General features: G+C 66.4%; 20 protein-coding genes and 1 pseudogene. 11 read left to right on the top strand and 10 right to left on the bottom strand.

Annotated elements, in window-relative coordinates:
- Positions 1-108 precede the first annotated feature (108 nt).
- The 5 genes from ychF (at position 109) to BM127_RS01345 (ending at position 5479) form a co-directional block, all read left to right on the top strand.
- Positions 109-1185: a redox-regulated ATPase YchF gene (ychF, locus tag BM127_RS01365; RefSeq protein WP_091193311.1), complete on the top strand. Its 1077-nt coding sequence runs from the start codon at positions 109-111 to the stop codon at positions 1183-1185.
- 381 nt (positions 1186-1566) lie between these two features.
- The gene (locus BM127_RS01360; RefSeq protein WP_139227550.1) at positions 1567-2856 is read left to right on the top strand and encodes an SAVED domain-containing protein; all 1290 of its coding nucleotides are present in this window, start codon (positions 1567-1569) and stop codon (positions 2854-2856) included.
- A 36-nt stretch (positions 2857-2892) separates the two neighbouring features.
- Entirely contained in the window at positions 2893-4044 is a 1152-nt protein-coding gene (locus BM127_RS01355; RefSeq protein WP_091193307.1) for a nucleotidyltransferase domain-containing protein, read from the top strand.
- Positions 4025-4450: a type II CBASS E2 protein gene (locus tag BM127_RS01350; RefSeq protein WP_198554464.1), complete on the top strand. Its 426-nt coding sequence runs from the start codon at positions 4025-4027 to the stop codon at positions 4448-4450. The genes BM127_RS01355 and BM127_RS01350 overlap by 20 nt, the downstream gene beginning before the upstream one ends.
- 15 nt (positions 4451-4465) lie before the next feature.
- The gene (locus BM127_RS01345; RefSeq protein ID WP_091193304.1) at positions 4466-5479 is read left to right on the top strand and encodes a DUF4238 domain-containing protein; all 1014 of its coding nucleotides are present in this window, start codon (positions 4466-4468) and stop codon (positions 5477-5479) included.
- 441 nt (positions 5480-5920) lie between these two features.
- On the opposite strand, the gene BM127_RS21740 is transcribed toward BM127_RS01345, so the two are convergent.
- Complete coding sequence (locus BM127_RS21740) at positions 5921-6781, bottom strand: hypothetical protein (protein ID WP_139227548.1); 861 nt, start codon at positions 6779-6781, stop codon at positions 5921-5923.
- Positions 6762-7079 carry a hypothetical protein gene (locus BM127_RS21735; protein ID WP_139227546.1) on the bottom strand — a complete coding sequence of 106 codons (318 nt, stop codon included), beginning with the start codon at positions 7077-7079 and terminating at the stop codon, positions 6762-6764. Before BM127_RS21735 ends, BM127_RS21740 begins: the two co-directional genes overlap by 20 nt.
- Before the next feature lie 96 nt (positions 7080-7175).
- Between BM127_RS21735 and BM127_RS01340 the strand changes: the two genes are divergently transcribed.
- Complete coding sequence (locus BM127_RS01340) at positions 7176-7454, top strand: hypothetical protein (RefSeq protein ID WP_091193301.1); 279 nt, start codon at positions 7176-7178, stop codon at positions 7452-7454.
- Positions 7455-7803: 349 nt separating this feature from the next.
- On the opposite strand, the gene BM127_RS01335 is transcribed toward BM127_RS01340, so the two are convergent.
- The 4 genes from BM127_RS01335 to BM127_RS01320 form a co-directional block, all read right to left on the bottom strand.
- Positions 7804-8988 carry an IS110 family RNA-guided transposase gene (locus BM127_RS01335; RefSeq protein WP_231263133.1) on the bottom strand — a complete coding sequence of 395 codons (1185 nt, stop codon included), beginning with the start codon at positions 8986-8988 and terminating at the stop codon, positions 7804-7806.
- A gap of 17 nt (positions 8989-9005) precedes the next feature.
- The gene (locus tag BM127_RS01330; RefSeq protein ID WP_091193296.1) at positions 9006-9227 is read right to left on the bottom strand and encodes a hypothetical protein; all 222 of its coding nucleotides are present in this window, start codon (positions 9225-9227) and stop codon (positions 9006-9008) included.
- 163 nt (positions 9228-9390) lie between these two features.
- Entirely contained in the window at positions 9391-10512 is a 1122-nt protein-coding gene (locus BM127_RS01325; RefSeq protein ID WP_091193293.1) for a tyrosine-type recombinase/integrase, read from the bottom strand.
- A 58-nt stretch (positions 10513-10570) separates the two neighbouring features.
- Complete coding sequence (locus tag BM127_RS01320; protein ID WP_091193292.1) at positions 10571-10801, bottom strand: helix-turn-helix transcriptional regulator; 231 nt, start codon at positions 10799-10801, stop codon at positions 10571-10573.
- A gap of 1459 nt (positions 10802-12260) precedes the next feature.
- Here BM127_RS01320 and BM127_RS22680 point away from each other — a divergent pair.
- From BM127_RS22680 to BM127_RS01305, 3 genes and pseudogenes are all read left to right on the top strand, one after another.
- Positions 12261-12431 (top strand): annotated as a pseudogene (locus BM127_RS22680) (IS30 family transposase); the annotation flags it as partial.
- A gap of 1634 nt (positions 12432-14065) precedes the next feature.
- Entirely contained in the window at positions 14066-14692 is a 627-nt protein-coding gene (locus BM127_RS01310) for a TetR/AcrR family transcriptional regulator (protein WP_091195313.1), read from the top strand.
- Entirely contained in the window at positions 14689-15177 is a 489-nt protein-coding gene (locus BM127_RS01305; protein ID WP_091193289.1) for a PaaI family thioesterase, read from the top strand. Before BM127_RS01310 ends, BM127_RS01305 begins: the two co-directional genes overlap by 4 nt.
- Positions 15178-15330: 153 nt before the next feature.
- On the opposite strand, the gene BM127_RS01300 is transcribed toward BM127_RS01305, so the two are convergent.
- Positions 15331-15702, bottom strand: coding sequence for a winged helix-turn-helix transcriptional regulator (locus BM127_RS01300; RefSeq protein ID WP_198554462.1), 372 nt, complete (start codon positions 15700-15702; stop codon positions 15331-15333).
- Positions 15703-15909: 207 nt separating this feature from the next.
- On the opposite strand from BM127_RS01300, the gene BM127_RS01295 reads away from it, so the two are divergent.
- Positions 15910-16335 carry a DoxX family protein gene (locus BM127_RS01295; protein ID WP_091195306.1) on the top strand — a complete coding sequence of 142 codons (426 nt, stop codon included), beginning with the start codon at positions 15910-15912 and terminating at the stop codon, positions 16333-16335.
- Between the two features lie 55 nt (positions 16336-16390).
- Positions 16391-16885, top strand: coding sequence for a peroxiredoxin (locus BM127_RS01290; protein WP_091193287.1), 495 nt, complete (start codon positions 16391-16393; stop codon positions 16883-16885).
- Here the strand turns inward: BM127_RS01290 and BM127_RS01285 are convergent.
- From BM127_RS01285 to BM127_RS01275, 3 genes are all read right to left on the bottom strand, one after another.
- Positions 16882-18516, bottom strand: a complete 1635-nt coding sequence (locus BM127_RS01285) for an MDR family MFS transporter (RefSeq protein ID WP_091193284.1) — start codon at positions 18514-18516, stop codon at positions 16882-16884. The two genes, BM127_RS01290 and BM127_RS01285, sit on opposite strands and share 4 nt — an antisense overlap.
- Positions 18517-18570: 54 nt before the next feature.
- Complete coding sequence (locus tag BM127_RS01280; RefSeq protein WP_157829643.1) at positions 18571-19029, bottom strand: MarR family winged helix-turn-helix transcriptional regulator; 459 nt, start codon at positions 19027-19029, stop codon at positions 18571-18573.
- 208 nt (positions 19030-19237) lie between these two features.
- Positions 19238-19837 carry a TetR/AcrR family transcriptional regulator gene (locus tag BM127_RS01275; RefSeq protein WP_175507298.1) on the bottom strand — a complete coding sequence of 200 codons (600 nt, stop codon included), beginning with the start codon at positions 19835-19837 and terminating at the stop codon, positions 19238-19240.
- Between the last annotated feature and the right edge of the window lie 648 nt (positions 19838-20485).

The following is a 20485-nucleotide window of genomic DNA, read 5'->3' as shown; positions in this document are numbered from 1 at the left end:
GACCCTGACGCCCGTCGTGAGGAGGGCCCGGCCGGTCGGCCGGGCCCTCTGCCGTGCCCGGGGCCGCGTTTCGTGCCGCCGGCCGTCGCCGCCGTAGACTCCCCGCCCGTGGCTCTCACCATCGGCATCGTCGGTCTCCCCAATGCGGGCAAGTCGACCCTCTTCAACGCCCTGACCAAGAACGACGTGCTCGCGGCGAACTACCCGTTCGCGACGATCGAGCCCAACGTCGGCGTCGTGGGCGTCCCCGACGGCCGCCTCGCGAAGCTGGCGGAGGTGTTCGGATCGGCGAAGCTGCTGCCGGCGACGGTCGAGTTCGTCGACATCGCCGGCATCGTCCGCGGTGCCTCCCAGGGGGAGGGCCTCGGCAACAAGTTCCTCAGCCACATCCGCGAGTCCTCCGCGATCTGCCAGGTGACGCGCGTCTTCCGCGACGAGGACGTCACCCACGTCGACGGCGAGGTCAACCCCGCCAACGACATCTCGACGATCCAGACCGAGCTGATCTTCGCCGACCTCGACACCGTCGACCGGGCGATCGCGCGTCTCGAGAAGGAGTCGCGCAAGGTCAAGGACCTCGTCGCCAACCTCGAGGCCGCCAAGGCCGCCAAGGAGGCGCTGGAGTCGGGCACGCCGATCATCGCGACCGACATCGACCGCTCGCTCCTGCGCGAGCTGTCGTTGCTGACCGCCAAGCCGTTCATCTACGTCTTCAACTGCGACGCCGACGAGCTCGCCGACGAGGCGCTCAAGGACAGGATGCGCGCCATCATCGCGCCGGCCGAGGCGATCTTCCTCGACGCGAAGTTCGAGTCCGACCTCGCCGAGATGGACGACGACGAGATGGCGCACGAGATGCTCGCCGAGATGGGGATCACCGAGTCTGGCCTCGACCAGCTCGCCCGCGTCGGCTTCGACACCCTCGGCCTGCAGACCTACCTGACCGCCGGCCCCAAGGAGACGCGGGCCTGGACGATCCCGAAGGGCGCGACCGCGCCCGAGGCCGCCGGAGTCATCCACACCGACTTCCAGAAGGGCTTCATCAAGGCCGAGATCGTCTCCTTCGACGACCTGATGGCGCTGGGCACCATGCAGAAGGCCAAGGAGGCCGGCAAGGTGCGCATGGAGGGCAAGGACTACGTGATGGCCGATGGCGACGTGGTGGAGTTCCGCTTCAACGTCTGAATTAAGGCAAAACCGCAGGTCAGAGTGGGTTTACCCCCTCCCGGTCCGCGCAGAGTCCGCAAGAAGTTTGGCATGATGGGCTAGATCTGCCCATCGGTATGGCCGATCTCCAGACCCCGGGTGCTGCCAGCGACCCGCCCTCGATGACGACCTCCAACGGCAGGCGACGCGCAAGCGGCCGACCTGCGCTCGACGACCGAGTGTGGCTACGTCCCGCTGGTCACCTGGGCCGCGGGGACTTCTCTCGTCGCTGGTCTCCGCAGAAACATCTTTGGCACTCGCATGGGCGGAGTGCTAATGTGAATCGAACAGACGTTCGTAGCGTGCGGCTTGCCGCTCGGGCCGCGGACCACCCTCAGCACCGACCACACCCTCAGGATCATGGAGATGGCGAACGCCTCCAGCCCCGCGGCGAAGAAGACCGCGGACACGACTGCGAAGAAGGCAGCGAAAACGACCGCGGCCAAGAAGACCACCAACAACGCCGCGTCGAAAAAGGGTGCTGCCCCGATCAAGGCGGTCGACCGCGACGGGAAGCGGGTCAAGGTCTCCGACCTCGATGTTCGTCGGGTGTGGGTGGGTGCAGGTGGTCGGTGCACCTTCTGCAAGGAGTTCCTCGCCAAGGACGACACCACCAGCCAGGTCGTGTTCACCGGTCAACTGGCGCATATCGTCGGCGCCACCGACGAGGACGGCTCACCTCGTGGGAACAGCCCGAAGTCGCCGGAGGAGCGAGCCAAGGCGGAGAACTTGATGCTGCTGTGCGCCGGCGAGCACAAGATCATCGACACCCACGAGCTGTGGTCCACCTACGGCGAAGCGCAACTGCGTGCGTTTAAGGCCCAGCACGAGCGAGATGTCCGCGAGCTGACAGGTCTCCTGCGCAAGCCCAAGACCACTGTCATCCGGGTAGCCGGCGACATCCGCGACCAGGCCGTCGACTTCAGCAAGCAGGCCGTGGTCAGTGCGCTGCTCGACGAGCAGAGGTTCCCCGATTTTAGCCTGCACGACGACAGCCAGAACTGCGAGGTCGACCTCCGCGTGTACGACGGCGAGGACATCAGCGCCGCTACCTACTGGGACTCGACCCAGCTCACGCTCCGCAAGCGTCTGCGACCTTTGAAGAACCACCTCAAGACCAGACAGATCGACCACATCTCGGTCTTCGCGCTTGCACGAATCCCCATCCTCGTCCAGCTTGGCGTCCTGCTCGACGACGTCACCAACGTCACAGTTCACAACCGCCGCCGCGACGAAGGGTGGGGCTGGTACGCAACAGGTCCGACCGAGAACCTCACCTTCGTCGTCACGACCACCCCCGGCGAGGGTGACCCGGTCGTCACCTTCAGCATCAGCGGGCCGGTAGACATCAACGCGCTGCCCGACGAACTCCGGGCCAGGCCTCGCTACGACATCCGCGCCGAAGGCGTTGGGCTCAGCCCCAGCATCCTGCGCAGCGCCGAAGACCTCGGCGCCCTCATCGACATGTGGCGTGAAGTCCTCGCGACCCTCGAGGAGCAGCACCGCAACCAGCCGATAAGCGTGATCCTCGCCGTTTGCGCGGCCGGCGCCGTCGAGATCGGGCGCGCCCACATGCGGGGAGCGCACGCTCCGCTGCGCGTGTACGATCGCATCGATGGCGCCTACGCCCTGACCCTCGAGACCGCCTGATCAGCGACCCCTCAGAGCCGACTGAAAGTAGCCGTCATGACCACCCTCGCAACGACCCAGGACGAGCAGATCTCCCAGCTCATCGACACCACGATCGAGCAACTCGACATCACCGACGAGGCCTTCGACGCAGCCGAGCGTTGCTACCACGATCTTGGAGACCGCCTCTCCGAAGCGAACGCCGAGGTGTACGTCCAGGGCAGCTTCCTCCTCGGCACCGTCGTGCGGCCCCACGGCGACCACGTCGAGTACGACCTTGACCTCGTCTCCAAGCTCGACACCGCGAAGACCTCCATCACCCAGCAGGAGCTCAAGGATCGGATCGGAGACCTCTTGGCGGACTACCACGCCGAGCACGACGGGCAGGCTTGCGAGAGTCCGCGCAAGGTCTCCGAGGGCCGCCGCTCCTGGTGCCTGCACTACGACGACTTCCACATGGATGTCCTGCCCTGCATCCCGGACGCCGCGGCCGCATCTGACACCGCAATCGAGCTGACCGACCGCAACCTGCGGCTGTGGCAGAAGTCCGACCCGCAGGCCTACGTCAACTGGTTCCGAGGGCAGTGTGCCAAACAGTTCGAGGAGGGCCGCGTGATGCTCTCGAAGACGTACGGGTCCGTCGAGGCCGTCCCTAAGCACCGGGTTCGCACGCCACTGCACCGCGTCGTCCAGATCCTCAAGCGTCACCGCGATATCTATTTCGGTGAGGACCACGACGACCGCCCGCCCTCCAGCCTCATCACGACATTGGCCGCCCGTTCCTACCTCGGCGAGAAGGACCTCCTGGCCGCCACGATGGGTGCCGTGCAGCGGATGCCGGCGCACGTGGAGATGCGAAACGGTGACTACTGGGTGGAGAACCCGGCTTGCGAAGGTGAGAACTTCGCAGACAAGTGGAACGACTACGAGATCCGCCGCCTCAAGTTTGAGGCATGGCGCGCGGCCGTCGAGCAGGACCTCGCCGGCTTCATCGAAGAGACCAACGGGACGGTCGCGTTGCACCAGCGGGTCGCGAAGGCCTTCGGGAGCGCCCCCGTCGAACAGGCCGTTAAGGTCCTGGGCACCCGGACGAATCTGGCCCGCGAAGCCGGTAACGTCCACTTCGCCACCGGCGGCCTCCTCACCACCGCGGCGACCACGACGGCCGTCCAGGACCACAGGTTCTTCGGTGGCCAGGCCCCGCGGTAGGCAGATCAGCGTCACCCAGCAGGCCGTCCGCCTCAAGACGCAGTTCCCCGACGAGACTGCGCCGACGGTCAAGGCCAACAGGCTCCTCTGGTCCGTGACGCTGCAGCCGACGCCGATGAGCGTGAGCTACACCGTTCGGATCCGCTACGAGCACCGTGGCCGTCCCAAGGTGACGGTGATGGACCCGGAACTCGAAACCCGTCCGGGCCAGGGCCTTCCGCACGTCTACCCGGGAGACGAGTTGTGTCTGTACTACGGCGACGACTTCGTCGGCACGCAGCACTTCATCGCCGACCTGATCGTCCCCTGGATCAGCGAGTGGCTGTACTTCTACGAGACCTGGATGACCACCGGGTTCTGGCTCGGCTCAGAAGCGCCGCACCCGCCCGGCACGGCCAAGTTGTAGGCCGAGGGAGCAGTCATGGCGACCGGCAAGGTTAAGAAGCACCAGCACGTCGTGCCCCGTACCTACCTGCGCGGATGGGCTGACGCCGAGGACCACATCGCTGTCCTTGACCGCGGGACCACGACCGCACGCCGTCTCGCGGTGTCGAACAGCGCAGTTCGAAAACGCTTCTACAACTTCGCCGGCACCGACGGCGCAGAGACCGACATCGTGGAGACCTGGCTCGCCGACCACATCGAAGCACCCGTCGGCGTCACCCTGGCCGCGCTGCGTGCCGGCGCGGAACTCCGCGACGTCGACAAGCCCACGGTCGTCAATTTCACCGTCGCTCAGCTCATCCGCACCCCGACCGTGTTCGCATACCTTGACCACTTCGACGACCACCTGGGAGCAATGCTCGCCCTGCTCGAGGCCTCGAAATCCGAAGAGTTCGAACTGCTGGCACTCTCCGACTCGGAACGCGCCCGGTACCTTCGCATCGCTCGCCAGGCGTGGGTAGGCCTCCAAAGCGATCAGGACACACGAGCCTCAAAACTCCGCACGATGATCCGTAAGCTCGACGAGGTTGCGACGCAGGTCACCTCCTGGCACTGGGCTGTTCTGACCGCACCCGGCCCGACCCTCATCTCAGGCGACTCGCCCGTGGTGACCCTGAACCCCACAGGCTCCCACTGGAACGGACTGATCCCCGCGGGGTCACCGCTGTGGATGCCGCTGAGTCCGACACGGCTGCTCGTCGCGGAACCGGTCAAACCTCTGAAGGCGGAGACCACCCTGACCCCCGAGGTCGCCTCGGTCGTGACCCGGGCTCTCGCACGGCAAGCTGACCAGGCCCTGTTCAATGATCCCGAGCAACCCTGGCCCGATCTTCAATTCCCGAAACCGAAGCCGCAACTACCTGACCCGACTGTTACCTGGGGCAGGTCGACCGGGAAGCCGCCCACATTCCCCGCACAGCACCCGCCGGTCGTGTCGGCAGATGTCAAAGCGCTGCTCAAGAAACTCGGCGCAATCGACGGCGTCGAATAGGCCAGGCGATAGCGCGAGATGGCGTCTACCACTGCCACGGGCCGGGGCGAGGTCCGCCGAGCATGGGCTCAGGGTCGGGCCTCAAGCCGGGTGACGCAGTCGATCGAAGCCGTATCTGCCATTGGTCACACTCGTTCAAGGCAACGGCACGACCGAGGCCGACTTCGTGACGGCAGGCGAGAAGCCGTTACGCCTAGTGAACAGCGCAACCCGAGCGACCCGGTCCTTGCTGGCGAGGAAGAAGGCGTCAGAAACGCGCGCCTTCCTGCGGGCCAAGTCCCACGCCAGGGTCCGTTGGAACTGACCCCGACGATGAGACGTGCGGACCGCGCTCATCTCGGCAGATTTCGCGGTTGAGGTGACCCCAGCAAGCGGCGGATTGACTCGCCGCCCAGGCAAACGCGGGCCTGCAACCTTCCCGTCGACCGCGCAGTCGCGCTCCTAACGGTCGACTACAGGTTGCCAGTCGCCGCGAGCGTCGAACTGAAATCCGGGCGTAGCCGGATGGTCCAGATCCAAAACCATGCGCTGATGCGACGGCGAGCCAGGCGGGCCAACCCGAATCACAGAACAGGACACTTGGCTTGCGCGCAGGAGCGACCAGATGTCTTCAGACAAGACGCGCGGGACCCAACCCAGGGGTAGCGGTTGAACACCGTTGGGCGGGGTGTGCCCTGACTCTGAGTTCAGGTCCGAAACCGATGACGCGATGAGGCACGCGTATCGGTCTGCTGGGTTGTTGTCCTCGCGCAAGAGCCGCAGTCGGTCACCGGGCTCCAGCGCTCCTATCGCCCGCTCGTGCTGGTCCTCGGACACTGACACCGTTCGGCCGTCCATGGTGAGCGTTGCGTTGGGTACGTACTTCACCCCGTTCGCAAAGAAGCGAGCCCGCGCCCGTCCCGACTTGACCGTTGGGAGCTGCATGAACTGGAGAGTGTCACCCGCCCGGGTGCCACCCGAATGCACGATCTGCTCCCAGGGCGTCGCGGTCGCCGGATCAAGGCCGATGCCTCGTGCATAGCTGGGGAAGTCACTCCTGGAGGAACTCATCACGCGCTGATTGAAAAGTGCTGGGATGCGCGCGCTGGTGTACAGACGACCCACATCAGGCATGCCGGGAAGTGGTCGGAAGGTCGCCAACTTTGCTGCAGCGCGCGTGTACGCGAACGAATAGCTCTCGCCATCGAAGGCGAACCGGCCGATCGGTACGAACCGTCGGTTCGATGGGTCTTGCCACAGCACGAGCAAGCTGCTGACGAACGACGACGGGTGCAGCGCTGGGTCAGCGGTTGCGGACTGCATCTCTTAACCTCCCCACGTTCGTCTCGAGCAGTTCGTGAGCGAACCTAGCTGCGCTCGGGGACATGTCTGGGATCCTGCCTTCCAGAAGTTCTGAACTGACTGATTCAAGGCTCAGGCTCTCAATGCGCTCCGTCCACCAGTCTGCTCCCTGGCTTGACGCGAGGGATAGCGCATTCATCGCGAGCGCGACTAGGGACTCGGGACGGCCGCTGTGTTCGAATCGATACGCCGTCCCCTTCTCCACCCATCGCCTCAGCACCTCTGGCGCGGCGAGACAGGCGTCACGGCGCTCGTCCATGACGTTGTAGCCAAGGCTGCTCGCGTGATCGTAAGACGGTGCGAGAAGGTCTCATGCGTCGTTGACGCGAGGAGCAAGAATCGCCCAGTTCTGTTCGTGTCGATCGCGGTTGGCGATGAGGGCATCCAGGACCAGGTAGCCGCTGAACACATCAAATGCATCCAACTCGGCTGGACCAGCGAACCCCAGGGGCGATCCGACGTCAGCCAGCGCGCTGCGAATATTGATCAGGTGATGGCCCGGCCGTCGGACGTCTGGACGATTTGGGTCAACGCCGGGCTCACCCTCGACGTGTCGGAAGTAGCCAGAGGCGCCAGCCGCCTCAAGTACGACTGGACCTTCCCAGAGATCGTGAGCGTCAGGAATAACCGATAGCGAGAGCGACCCTCGCCGGCCTTGTCGTGAACAGAGGCTCGTAGTCGCGCACGGAACACCTGATATGTAGTGACGTTCTGTCAAGAGGCAGGGTGAGGCGCCCGTCCCGATTGTTCGGGGCGGGCGCCTCGTGCTTCGTCGTCGTCTGGGTTGGTGAGCGTGTCTTTGGCGACGCGCGGTCAGACTGATATGCGCGGGTTGGGTACCGCAGGACGGTGCTTTCGGCAGGAGCAGAACCGCGTGTCTAGCATCGAGCGTCGCGGGCGTGGTGTCCGTTGCTCATAGGTGTTGCGCGGGTCGCTCCGAGCGCTGCCACCGGCCCGTTGGACGGCGGAGCAGATCGGGTTGCCTACTCCTCGAGCACGGCCAGGGACCAGCACCAGCCGGCCAGCTCACGGGCGATCGCAACGTTGGCGATCGTGTTCTTCTTGCGACGGTCGATGAATTTGACCCAGCGGTGGTGGAGTCGCCGGTTGCCCTCGTCGCCACGTGCCCTTGCTGCGGCGGGGGCCAGTTCCCAGCGGTCGCGCATGGTCTTGCCCACGGTGTAGCGGGCGCGGTGGTGCCAGGCGGCTTCGACCAGCAGCCGCCGGACGTGGGTGTTCCCGGCCTTGGTGATCGGCCCCTGCACCCGCGAGCTGCCGGATGAATGCTCGCTGGGCACCAGTCCGACGAAGGACCCGATGGTGTTGCCGGTGAATCGGTGCCAGTCGCCGATCTCGACCGCAAGGGCGAACCCGGTCAGGGTGCTGACCCCACGCAGACATCCGAGTCGGTGCACCATGTCGGTGAACTCGGAATCAGCGGCCATCTCACTGATCGCGGTGTCGAGCCGGTCCCGGCGAGCCTTGACCGTCAGTACGGTCTCGTAGTCGGAGTCGAACGTCAGCCGAGTCGCGCGCGTGGTCAACTGCGGCAGCGCGTCGTGGCGTAGCCAGGCGTCGTGCTTGCCGGTCCACGCCTGGCCGCCGTAGTAGACGATCCCGTGTCGCAGCAACAACTTCGACAACCGGTGCCGCGCACGCATCAGGTCGCCGCGGCAGTCCTCGCGCGCCCGCACCAGATCGCGAGCCGCTTCCTGGTCGACGCTGGGGATCGCGACCGCGGTGATGTCGTCGAGTCGCAGCAGCCGGGCCAGGTGGATCGCGTCCTTGGCGTCGGTCTTGACCCGCTCGCCCGACGGCTTCTGCAGCTTCGATGGTGCGGCGACCTCACACCGGATTCCTGCACCGGTGAGTGCCCGGTAGAGGTCGAAGCCGGTCGGGCCGGCCTCGTAGGTCACGGCCACCGGGCCCGGAAGGGCTTGGACCCAGGACCGGATGTGCTCATGCGACGGAGTCAGCTTCGCCTGGACAAGCTCGCCCGTGACGCCGTCGATCGCTGCTGCCGCAACTGACCGTGCGTGCACGTCGAGCCCAACACTCGTACGCTCTGTAAACACCGGGGCCTCCCACAACTGTCGGATAGGCCGAGCAGGTGGCCCCTGCTCGGTAACCCACGAACATGTGTGAGCGAGGCCCCGGCCCGCAACCATTCAGCAGCCCTGAGTGGTCACTCCATACCGTCTAGTTCCGCTGCTACTCGGGTGGATACGACCTCCGCCCAGTCCTCGCCCTGCTCGACACCGTTAGCAGGAACGACGGTGTCCTTGTGAAGCCATTCCTCGTTCGTCGATGGGTCGAGTAGCCACAGGTTCTCTGTAGACCCGACCTGTTCGACGCGACGCACGGGCCAGTCCGACACGTCGGCCCGGTCCCATGCCTCTTCAATCATTGCTCCAGTCTTCCCCAAAGCGCGGGATGGGCGATTAGGCGACACTCTTCGGCGCGCGCCTGCATCGAACGACCGCGACGGAGTGCGTGCGTCTGTCTTGAGCCGCTGTGACGCGCAACCGGCTCACTCGCGGGGAAGTGCGTCTGCGAGCCGGCGCCACAGCTCACTCGGCCGGACGCGCCACCAACTTGGCCAGGGAAGCGGCTGGCTCACCGAGCGACGCGGACATGATCGACTCCGCTGCCTTCCTCGTACGGTCCTCGGCGGTGGGCCAGAGGTGCGCGTAGGTGTTGAGGGTCGTCGTCGCCTTCGCGTGGCCGAGCGATCGCTGGACGGTCACTACGTCGCACCCGGCTGCGATGAGGCCGGAGGCGTAAAAGTGCCTCAGGTCATGGAGCTTGATGCCCGACAGGTTGGCGTCTCGCAACGTCTTGCGCCACCAGTAGCTGACGGTGTTCTGATGCGGCGGGTCGTTGCCATCCCCGGCGAAGAGCCACCGATCCTTGCCGCCGGTGCTGTGAGCGGTGACGTGCTCGGCGAGTACGTTGATGAGACTGTCAGCCAGGTAGACGACGCGCTCTGATCCGTACTTCGGTGGCCGCACGTCGATTGCTCCGCCGTTGACCCGCTGCACCTGGCGGGAAACCTTAAGCGATCTGCGGAGGAAATCGACGTCGTCGAGCTGGACACCGGCGGCCTCGCCTAGCCGCAGGCCGGCGAATGCGCAGAGGGCGATGAATGGCTTGAACCGCGCGTCAGCCACGGCCATGAGCTGCCCCACCTCCTCCGGTACGGGGATCGACATGGCCATGTCCGCGCGACGGCCGCGGGGGAGGCGTACGCCTTCGGTTGGGTCGGAACCGATCACCCGGTCCTTCACGGCGGCGCGGAACACCGATCTGACGTTGACGTATCGCGTCTTGATCGTGCCGGGGGCGAGCCCGGCGGCGTTCATCTGCTTGACCCAGGTCTCGACGTCCGATCGACGGACCTGCTTCATCGGCCTCTCCGCGAAGGGCACGGATCTCGCCGCCAGCGACGTCGCGAGCACGGTGCCAGGTGCCCAGACCTGGCGGGCCGACCACTCCCCGAAGAAGGCCGCGAACGTGATTCGGCCAGCCTTGGGGTCGGCGTACGTCCCGGTGATCACCGTCGACGTGACTTGGTCCAGCCACTGCTGGGCATCGATCTTGCGGTCAAAGTGCCGCGAGTGTTCCTTGCCGGCCTCGTCGCGGTACCGCGCCCGCCACTTGCCGTTGGCTCGCTTGGCGATGTTTCCCGCCATGGTGAAGCTCCTTCCAGGATTGCTCCATCGTCTCTCTGAGATCCGACAGCGTCTTGTCCTAGCGGTGATCCTGTGGACGGTTGGTCTGCTCGGTGAGCCAAAGGACGAGGTCGGCGCGCCAGTAGCGGACGTGGCGACCGACCTTGAAGCTGCGCGGCCCGGCGCCGAGGTGGCGCCAGTACCGCAGCGTGCCTTCGGGGACGCGAAGGAAGGCGCAGGCTTCGTGCAGGGTGAGCATCTCGTCGCCGGGATTGGGACGTGGGTTCGCGATGGTGGGCTGAGCGGTCATGGGATGACTCCTGGCTGGTCGCGACCGTCGGGTCGGAAGCAGGACAGCCCTGCCTCTCGAGGCAGGTGTGCGTGGCAATCCTGTCGATGATCGGCGATCAGCGATGGGTGGCGCCGATGACCGAGACTGACGTGGCGCGCCGCGTTGCTGACTTGTCCCGGCGTCGTCTGGTCGACGCCGCTGATGCGGAGCTGGCGAACAAGACGTTGGGCGCTCTTCGTCTCCTGGGAGGACCCCGAGATCGGCTGGTCCGCCCGCCGTACCCGACCGGCTGTGGCCGGTGCCGCTGCCCCACTGCTTCGCTCGGGAGGTCCTGAAGCATGCGCGCCGGCTGCCTCTCGCAGCCCACGGTCCTGCTGATTCAGCATGACCGGTTTGACCTGCGGGTTTGGTCATTAGATCCGCCACGGCTCGAGTCCGTGACAACCGGAGTGCGGAGTTCAATGGACAGTCGTTGATGTCGCCAGTGTGCACGAGGGGAGCACCATTGTGCGCCCGTCCTCAGTTCGCCCGTCCCAGGACGGGCGGGGGAGGACGCATGCCGTTCGCGCAGGTGAAAGAGCGTTGCCTTGGTGACCCGCGGCGTAACGAAGCGGGGAGGAATCCACCGCCGGCGAGACGGTTGTGGGGAGCGTGGGCCTTGAACAGCGTGGGCTTCCGGTGTCAGCGCCTGGAACTCGACGCTCGACGGCGTCCAGAAGTCCGCCTCAGCGGTGTGCGACCGCAAGCTGAGGAAGTCGTCACACCGTCTGCCCATGACAGCGACGACCCGCATGCACGCTCGCATCGAAGCGCTGCACCCTCCGTCATGTTCGCGTACTTGACGCCTTCAGCCTTCCCGCATCTTCGAGGTGTCGATACCGTCCCGCCCGTCCTGACCCCCTTTCGACATACACCTCTTGCAGAACGAGGTGGGCTCCGTGCCCTGCGGGCTGTGGACAGCGCGTTTGGTCGACGTGTGGAACCGCTGCGACACCTTCATGCCAAGGAGGTATGCACCGATGACTGTCTCGATGCGCGTGATGCGGGCGGGCAGGGGTGTGACTACCGGCTCAGAGCGTGGTCGACACCGTGGGCGCCGCGACGCACCCGATCAGCTTTGTCGACAATCATGAAGAGCCGATCCCAGACGCCCCGCCCGGCGCCTATGTCCGACGATGCATGAGGTGCGAGGGATCTGGTGAGTTCGGGAATGTGGAAAGTCGAGTTGTCGAGATGCAGCGAAGTCTGAAAACTCGACGTCGTTGTTAAACAACTCGGGTTATGTCAGGTCAGCGGCCGTGGTTCCTGGTCGATCGCGCTGATGCGGGGGCTGCCTGTGCCCAGGGAGCGAGCTCAGCTCACCGGACACGTCGAGGTCCTCGCGGTGAGGGCGGGCTGCTCGACGTCGTCAGGTAGCGGGTCGCGGACGTCCGCCGGTTCGCACGCGCTCCAGTAGCGATCCCCATACGAGACGAGCGAACACCACGGTCTGCTGCGCCGGTACTTCCCCAAGGGCACGGACGTGTCTCGGGTGTGGTCGGCAAAGGAGATTGAAGCGGTCGCTCACGCACTCAACACCAGATCAAGGAAGACCCTCGGCTGGAAGACCCCGACCGAAGCATTCAACGAGCACCTACTGTTGCTCTAACAAGCGGTGTTACATCCACCGGTTGAACCCCGGCCAGTACTCCGCGGTGCGCTCCGCGGGGACCTGCTACTCGTGACGAACGCACCCGCTACAGGCTGACACAGCACGGACACCTCGTACTTCGTCGAGGGCTGCGACGAGCGCATCGGCCCGGAGTCGTACGAGATGACGTTCAACCTGTCGCCCACCTACCCGAGATTGAACACGGTCGTGCTCGACCACCCTGTCCGGGGGAAGTTCGACCCGGCAACATGTTCGCGCTGCAAGTACGCGGATAGCTTCGACCGCACTGGGTACAGATCCGGCACATCCGTGGGCATTCATGAGTGCCTACAGACGTAGGCCCGAGCGCTCACGATGGCGGGTGCTCGGGCCATGGGGCGGCCGTCGTCCGGGCAGGCATAAGGGGCCTTTACACCCGGCTGGTCGTGGTGCACTGTGGCGGCGTCACCCCTCGTGCAGACGGCCCCCCTGGTTGCCCCCTCCAGGCGGGGCCGTCGTGCACCCCTCGGCGGGCGTGCGACTAGACCGTGGAGGGATCCGCCGGCAGCTCATCATCGCCAATGGCCTGCCGCATCTCGTCCGCGAGCATCGTCAGCAACTCCATGGCCTGGTCGCGGTCCAGGTGCACGGGCATGCCAGAGACGGTGAAGCCTGCTTGATCCATGAGCACGGTGGGGCGTCGACGGCTTCGATGGCAGCGGTTTTCGTCAACAGTTGTCCCGTGCGAAGCGCGTGACGACCCCTGGCCATCGAGGTCAGGCCGAGGTCGATCATGGTTCGGTCGACCCACCACCACGGCCTAGAGGCAGCCTTCGCCCAGTAGCCGGTCAACTCTGCCCGAGCCGCCCGCCGAATGTCCTGGTCGTCGACAATCGGCAGCAGTGTCTGCGGCGGCCTCCCGAACACGGCATAGCCGTGGCGGACGACCTCAGCCCTTGCCACCGGGGACCAGGCGCGCTCGACCATAGCGCCGTGGGTCCAGGTGGCGTGTGCCGCGTCGAGATCGCACAGGCGGTCGACATCAACGTACGCGCAGCCCAACAGGGCCCTATTTGCCGCCCCTCGGTCGAGCGAGCGATGAATCCGCTCCAGCGCGGCGCGCCGCTGGCAATCGATTGGACCGGTGGCCCATGCGACGAGGTCGAGATCGCTGATGTTGGCGTGATAATCACCGGTAGCGACCGACCCACCGACGAAGACTCACTTGTCCAGCCGAGACGCTTCAACTCGCCAGCGAGGATCAGCACGCCAGGCGGTGTCTCCAGCATGCAGGCATCGTCTCTCAGCTGCTGGACTCGCACCACCAGGCACATCGCCGCATGAAGAACCGCCCGCGGTGCCGCATTGCTCCTTCGCGGATGACGTGTGAAATCCGAAGTCCGCTAACGGGATCGCTCATCGAACACCTCCTTCGCGGTCGCTCCTTCATCCGCGACCCTCAGCTGTGATGGATGGTCGAGCACGGCCAGCGGGTTCGGGGGCAACGAGCGTGCCGGCCACCGGAGGTCGCTCGGTTGGCCGCGTCATCTCCTGAACCCTTGGTTTGTACCGTGAGTACAACATACGATGTCGCGCAGGTCGAGAGACGCGACCTCACTGAGATCGACGGCACCCGAACGGAGACGTGTGGGATGAGGAAGCTTCCGGCGAAGTTGGCCAGTCAGCTCTACGGGGCGGCGGAGCTGATCGCGGAGCGTGGTCTGGACGGCACCAAGATCGAAGACATCGCTGAGGCCACGGGCATCCCCAAGGCCACGATCTACTACCACCTCGACGGCAAGAACGCGGTGCTGGAGTTTCTCCTCGGCGACCTGTTGGACATGATCGCCGGAGCCGTCGGTGTTGCGGTGGCGAGCGAGGAGAACGCGCGGACCCGACTGGAGGCGGCTGTGCAAGCGCAGCTGGGGGTGATGCTCGAGCACCCGTCCTTGTGTCGGGCACTGGTCGGCGACCTCGGACGCGCGACCCGGCTGCCCGAGTTGGCAGCGGCACTGCGGACTGCCTTCTACGAACCGATCGAGCAACTATTGGCTGAGGGTGTCTCCGACGGGTCGCTGCGCCAGGTCGCCGATCCGGGCGCCGTGGCCTTGAGCGTCTTCGGTGCCATCACCGTCGCTGGTCTCAGCGCGGCCGTGGAGGGGCCGTCCGCGGACCCATCCGCCGACGCAGCGCGTTTCTCTTCCGCGGTCAGCGAGCTGGTCCTCGACGGTCTTGCGACACCTGGCAGTCGCGACCAGCGGCGGGGTGAGCCGCTATGAGCAGCATGGAGGAGCTCCTCGCCGGCTGGAACGAGAAGTTCCGGCCGCACGCTGATGGTGCTCAACTTCCGCCACACCACCCCCACTGCCTCGCCTGTGGCCCCGACAACCCGCACGGCCACCACCTCACCGTCCATCGTCGAGGCGAGGAGGTGCACGCGACCCATGTCTTCGATGAACGTCACGTGGGCGCACCCGGGATCGCCCACGGCGGTGCCGTAGCAACCGTTTTCGACGACCTCTTCGGGTTCCTGCTCTACCTCACGGGCGGTCCTGCGGTGACCCGCAAGCTCGAGGTGCTCTACGACTCACCGGTCATCCTCGGCACCACCTACGATCTCGCGGCCAGGGTCACCCGGACAGAAGGGCGCAAGCTCTTCATGGAAGCCGACATGAAGCAGCTCGGAGGGTCACGTGTCGCCTCCGCCTCGGCCCTCTTCCTTTCTGTGGACGTGACTCACTTCAACCAGGGCATGCCGCGATGACGGGGGACATCGTCGGGCGCCGTACTTCCCGACGCCTAGTGTTCCGAAGTTCCGCAGTCCCGTGGGTGCCGATCTTGGTGGCGGGTTTCCTCGGAGTCTCGGCAGCGGTTGGTACAACCTGAGTGGCACGGCCAGCCCAGGACGGCGCTCTCTTCAACGGTCGGGCCCGGTGTCGGATTCGCGCCCGGTCCCGCCTCTCCAATGCGTAGTCCACTCCGACAACGCGCGTAGCGCGGGCACGAGCGCCTGCCCTGCCTCGGTCGGGGCATACCCGACCAGGCCCGGATCCGTGGCGGAGTGACGCTCGAGGAGTCCCTCGGCCTCGAGCCGGCGCAGCCGGTCGCACAGCAGCCGATCCGAGACGCCCGGCACGGCGACGCGGATGTCGCTGAACCGCCGGGCTCCGGAGAGCACTGCGAGCAGGATGCTGCCCGTCCATCTGCCGCCGATGAGTTCCAGCGCTTGCTGCAGGCCGAGGCAGTGGCCGGGCGGCCATTGTCCAGAAGTGCTGCTCTGCTGCGTCACTGGTCCATCATGACGTTTCGGTTCGTCGCGAGGAACCTCTGGCCGGACACCACGCCCGCCGCGGTCACGTCGCCGCAGGGCACACCCACTCCAACGTCACTTACGAAGAGTACTTACCATACGTAAGTTTGCGGCCTAGGATGAAGCCCATGGAGCGGGCGGCCACGGTCCTGCTCCGCACCCGGCGTGGAAGGTCGGTGGCTGAGCGTGGACGTAGTCGTGTTGGTGGGGCGCATCCTGTTTGCGGTGTTGTTCTTGATGTCGGGCTTCGGGCACCTGACCAAAACCAAGATGATGGCCCAGTACACCGCCTCGCGCGGGGTTCCCCAGGCGCTCGCCCCGGCAGCGGTCTTCGGGACGGGGCTGCTGATCGTGGCCGGCGCACTGATGGTCCTGCTGGGCGCCTGGGGCGACCTGGGCGCCCTGTTCCTGGTGGTCTTCCTGGTTCCCACGGCCGTGATCATGCACGGCCCCTGGGGCGTCGAAGATCCTCAGCAGCGGATGATGGAACAGACCCAGTTCCTCAAGGACCTGGCGCTGGCCGGGGCGGCGCTGATGGTGCTGGTCCTGTTCGGCTGGGCCGGCCCGGAGTTGGGCCTCACACTGACCGACCCGCTGTTCGACTTCGGCTGATCGCGCCGTTGCACCACGACCCGAACCGAAGCGCCCGGGCCGGAGGGAGTCCTCGATGAGCGGCCTGATAGGCGTCGGTGACCTTGCCCCGGACTTCGAACTGCCCGACCAGCATGAGACTCCCGTCCGGCTGAGTCGGCTGCTCGCGGCCGGGCCGGTGGTGCTGTTCTTCTACCCGTTGGCGATGAGTCGAGGCTGCACCGCGCAGAGCTGCCATTTCCGTGACCTGGCTGCGGAGTTCGAGGCGGCCGGTGCGACCAGGGTCGGGATCAGCCGCGACTCCGTGGCTCGTCAGCGTCAGTTCGACGCCGAGCATGACCTGGGGTACCGATTGCTCTCCGACGCCGACGGGGCCGTGGCTTCCGCCTACGGTGCGCAGCGGAATCTTCCCGGGTTGCCGCCGCGGCGGAGCACCTTCGTGATCGGCTCCGACCAGCGCGTGCGGGGAGTGATCCGTAGTGAGCTGCGGATGGAGGCCCATGCGGACGAGGCGCTGCGCATCCTCGCGGTCGACGGGGGCGCGGACGCCGGGGGGACCGGGCCTGCCTAGCGACGGTGGGGTGGTCTCTCCGGGGGCGGGGGGTTCTCGGGCCGTGGGGCGTCTTCGTCGTTGGTGAGATGTGCGTCGGGGTCGACCGAGGTCTCGAACGCGGCGGCGAGATCCTCGCCCGAGGTGTGTCCCCGGGTCTCGCGCAACGGGGTCTCGCGCAGGAACAGCAGGATGACGAACCCGAGGATCGCGAACGGTACGGCGGCGAGGAAGGTGGTCTGCAGCGCCTCGGCGAACCCGGTGGTGACCGCGAGATGGATGGGCTCGGGCAGCGCCGCGATCTGCTCGGGGCTGCCCTGGGTGGCCGAGCCGGCGGGCATCTGGTCGGCGCTCACCCCGGCCGCCTTCAGCTGCGCGGGGATGGTGTCGCGGAGCCGATGGGTGAGCAGGGCGCCGAAGACCGCGACCCCCATCGCGCCGCCCAGGGAGCGGAAGAACGTGGCTCCAGAGGTGGCGACGCCGAGGTCGGCATGGGGCACCGCATTCTGGGTCGCCAGCACGAGGACCTGCATCACCATGCCGATGCCGGCGCCGGTGATGAACATGAAAACGCCGGCCAGCCACAGCGAGGTGTCCACTGACAGCCGGCTCATCAGCGTCAGGCCGACGGCGGCGACCAGCAGGCCGACGACGGGGAAGATCTTGTAGCGGCCGGTGCGGGTGATCAGCCGCCCCGATCCGATGGAGGTGGCCAGCAGGCCGACCATCAGCGGAAGGGTCAGCAGGCCGGAGGCGGTGGGGGACTCACCCTTGACGATCTGCAGGTACTGCGGCAAGAAGATGATGGCGCCGAACATGGCGACCCCGACCGCGAAGCCGGCCAGGCTGGTGATGACGAAGGTGTGGTTGGCGAACAGCCGCGGCGGCATGATCGGTTCGGCCGCCCGGCGCTCCTGCCAGACCGTGAGCGCCAGCATGGTTAGAGCTACCGCGGTCAACCCGTAGGTCCAGGCCGAGTTCCAGGCGAACTCCTTGCCGCCGAGCGAGAGCATTAGCAGCAGCGCGCTGATCCCGGCGACGATGAAGAACGCCCCCAGCCAGTCGATAGCGTGCCGGCGGCGTGGGAACGGAAGCTTCAGGACGCGTTCGGTCACCACCAGGGCCACGATGCCGATGGGGATCCCGACCCAGAAGGTCCATCGCCACGAGAGGTGCTCGACCAGGAAGCCACCCAGCAGGGGCCCGGCGACGGTGGCCAGGCCGAAGACCGAGCCGATGTAGCCCTGGTAGCGGCCGCGTTCGCGGGGACTGACGACGTCGCCGATGATCGCCTGGGACAGTGCCATCAGCCCGCCGACGCCGAGTCCCATGACGGCCCGGGACCCCACCAGCTGCCCCATGTTCTGGGCGAACCCGGCGGCGAGTGAGGAGACCAGGAAGATCCCGATCGCGGACTGGAACATGATCTTGCGGCCGTACAGGTCCGACAGCTTGCCCCAGATGGGAGTGGAGGCGGTCGAGGTCAACAGGGTGGCCGAGACGACCCAGGCCAGCTGGTCCTGACCGCCGAGCTCGCCGACGATGGTGGGCAGCGCGGTGGCCACGATCGTCTGGGACAGGGCGGCGACCAGCATGCCGAGCATGAGCCCGACCAGGACGGTGAGGATCTGCCGGTGCGTCAGCTCCGGCATCACCTGCTCGCCGGGTGCCCCGGGGGCACCCGGCTCCGGGGGAGGATGCCGTACTCATCGCTGGCCCCCTTCCGCGGTGTGCGGATCCCCGGTCAGATGCTCGTCGAGACCGGCGTTGAACGCCGCCAGCAGGGACGCGAAGCGCGCCAGATCCTCGGGCGACCACGACCGCAGCAGCTCCCGGACGACGCCGCGTCGTTCCGCCCGCGTCGTGCTCAACACCTTCTTGCCTCGATCGGTGAGCCGCAGCCGGAGAGCGCGCCGGTCATCGGCGTCCGGTTCGCGCGTGACCAGGCCGGCCTGCTCCAGGGCCGCGACCTGTCGGCTGATCGTCGAGGCGTCCAGGTGGAAGTGCGCTGCGAGCTCACTGGACCGCAGCGGGCCGGTGTCATGGAGCCACGCGAGGATCCCGTAGGCGGCCCTCTCCACGACCTGCTCTGTCGGGCCGCCGCGCAAGTGCACCTTCTGGGCACGACGCACCAACAGGGTCAGCTCCTGCTCGATGGACTCCACCGAGGCCAGGTCGGTCTCCGATCCAACTGATTGCATGTACCAACCATAACGGCTTTGGCGACGGCGAGCGCACCCACCCGTGAAGTCTCGCGTGGCCAGAGCCCGGAGCGACGCCGGGATAAGCGCTACTGCTCCAGGTGTAAGCGGCTCAGCAGTTCCATCCGCCGCAGATCGCAAGGGGCGATGTTTGGGGACAGCCGGACGCCAGTCAGGGGATGTCGCCAACCAAGTAGCGCTGCAACGTGGGAGCAAGCGCGGCCACCAGCTCGTCCTGGCTTGCAGAGGTCAGATCCTCGAGGCCGACGACGTGGCGAGCCAAGGCGAGGCCAAGGATCTGCGACATCACGAGCGCGGCGCGCAATGGCGCCTGCGCGACCCCGAGCTGGGACACGACCGGTTCCAGCAGCTCAGTGGTGAACTTCTCGCCAACCTTGCGAGCGGTGTCGGCTTCGACCGCCGCGGTGCGGATGGTTCCAAGGATGCGCTCTCGCCGGCCCGTATCATCGAGTGCCTCAATCACCAGTCTTGCCAAGCGCTCGCCGACGAGCCTCGGGTCCCCCTCCAGGAGTCGAGCCATGAGCGCGGACGAATCAGAAAAAGGGTTGACGACTTCGTCGAACAACTCTCGTTTCGAGCCGAAGAAATACGCCACGAGGGCGGCATCCACGCCCGCCTGTGCTGCGACCGCCCTCAGCGTGACGCGATCGTAGCCTCCAGCGGCGAACTGCTCGCGGGCTGCCCGAGCTATCTCCTCGCGTGTCGAACTGTGCCCCGGCCGGCGCCCTGGTCGTGCTCGGACCGGGCTCACGGCCGCCGCTCCACTGCCGCCGTTCCACCAGAAGGTTGCTCCATACCCCACCTGCCTAGCTTTTCCGTCCAAAGGCCGCCGTCGAAGGGCTGGGGGCTCGGAGAGCGGACACGCGCCGTGGCGTGGCACTCCTCATGAAGTCCAGCCTGTGCGTCGCTGGTCAGCGACCGCGTCACCGCCTCGAGGCCGGTGCCGTCATCCTGACAGTGTCGGACGATGGTGCTCAAAGGGCAACGAGGCCGCATACGTGGTCCCCACGACATCGGGGCAACGACGACTCAAAGCGGAGACGACACTGCTGGGGTGCGCCGATTCTTGGTGGTTTCCCGAACTCGCTCAGCCAGACGCGGCAACGCCCGGCGATGAACGCCATCGGTATCCAACAGCATGCCAGTGCAGGGGAGGCGTAGCGCCGTGGGCGGCTGGACCCTCTGCATCTACCCTTTTCCTCCTATGTATTTCGGCGTAGGCTGGCACCGACCGCTACCTACGGGTGATCGCGATCCCCGGGTTCGGCCGCCACGGCTGGAGGTGGGTGAGGTGACATACGGGAATCCGTACGGCCCGGCATGGCAACAGCTGGGGAACGCCCTGTGGGATGTCTTGGCAGTCGTGTGGTGGACGCTGGTGGCTGGCAGCGTCGCGTTC

Origin of the sequence: Nocardioides alpinus (assembly GCF_900112035.1) — a bacterium.
GTDB lineage: Bacteria > Actinomycetota > Actinomycetes > Propionibacteriales > Nocardioidaceae > Nocardioides > Nocardioides alpinus.
This window is presented reverse-complemented; position numbering and strand designations above follow the sequence as displayed.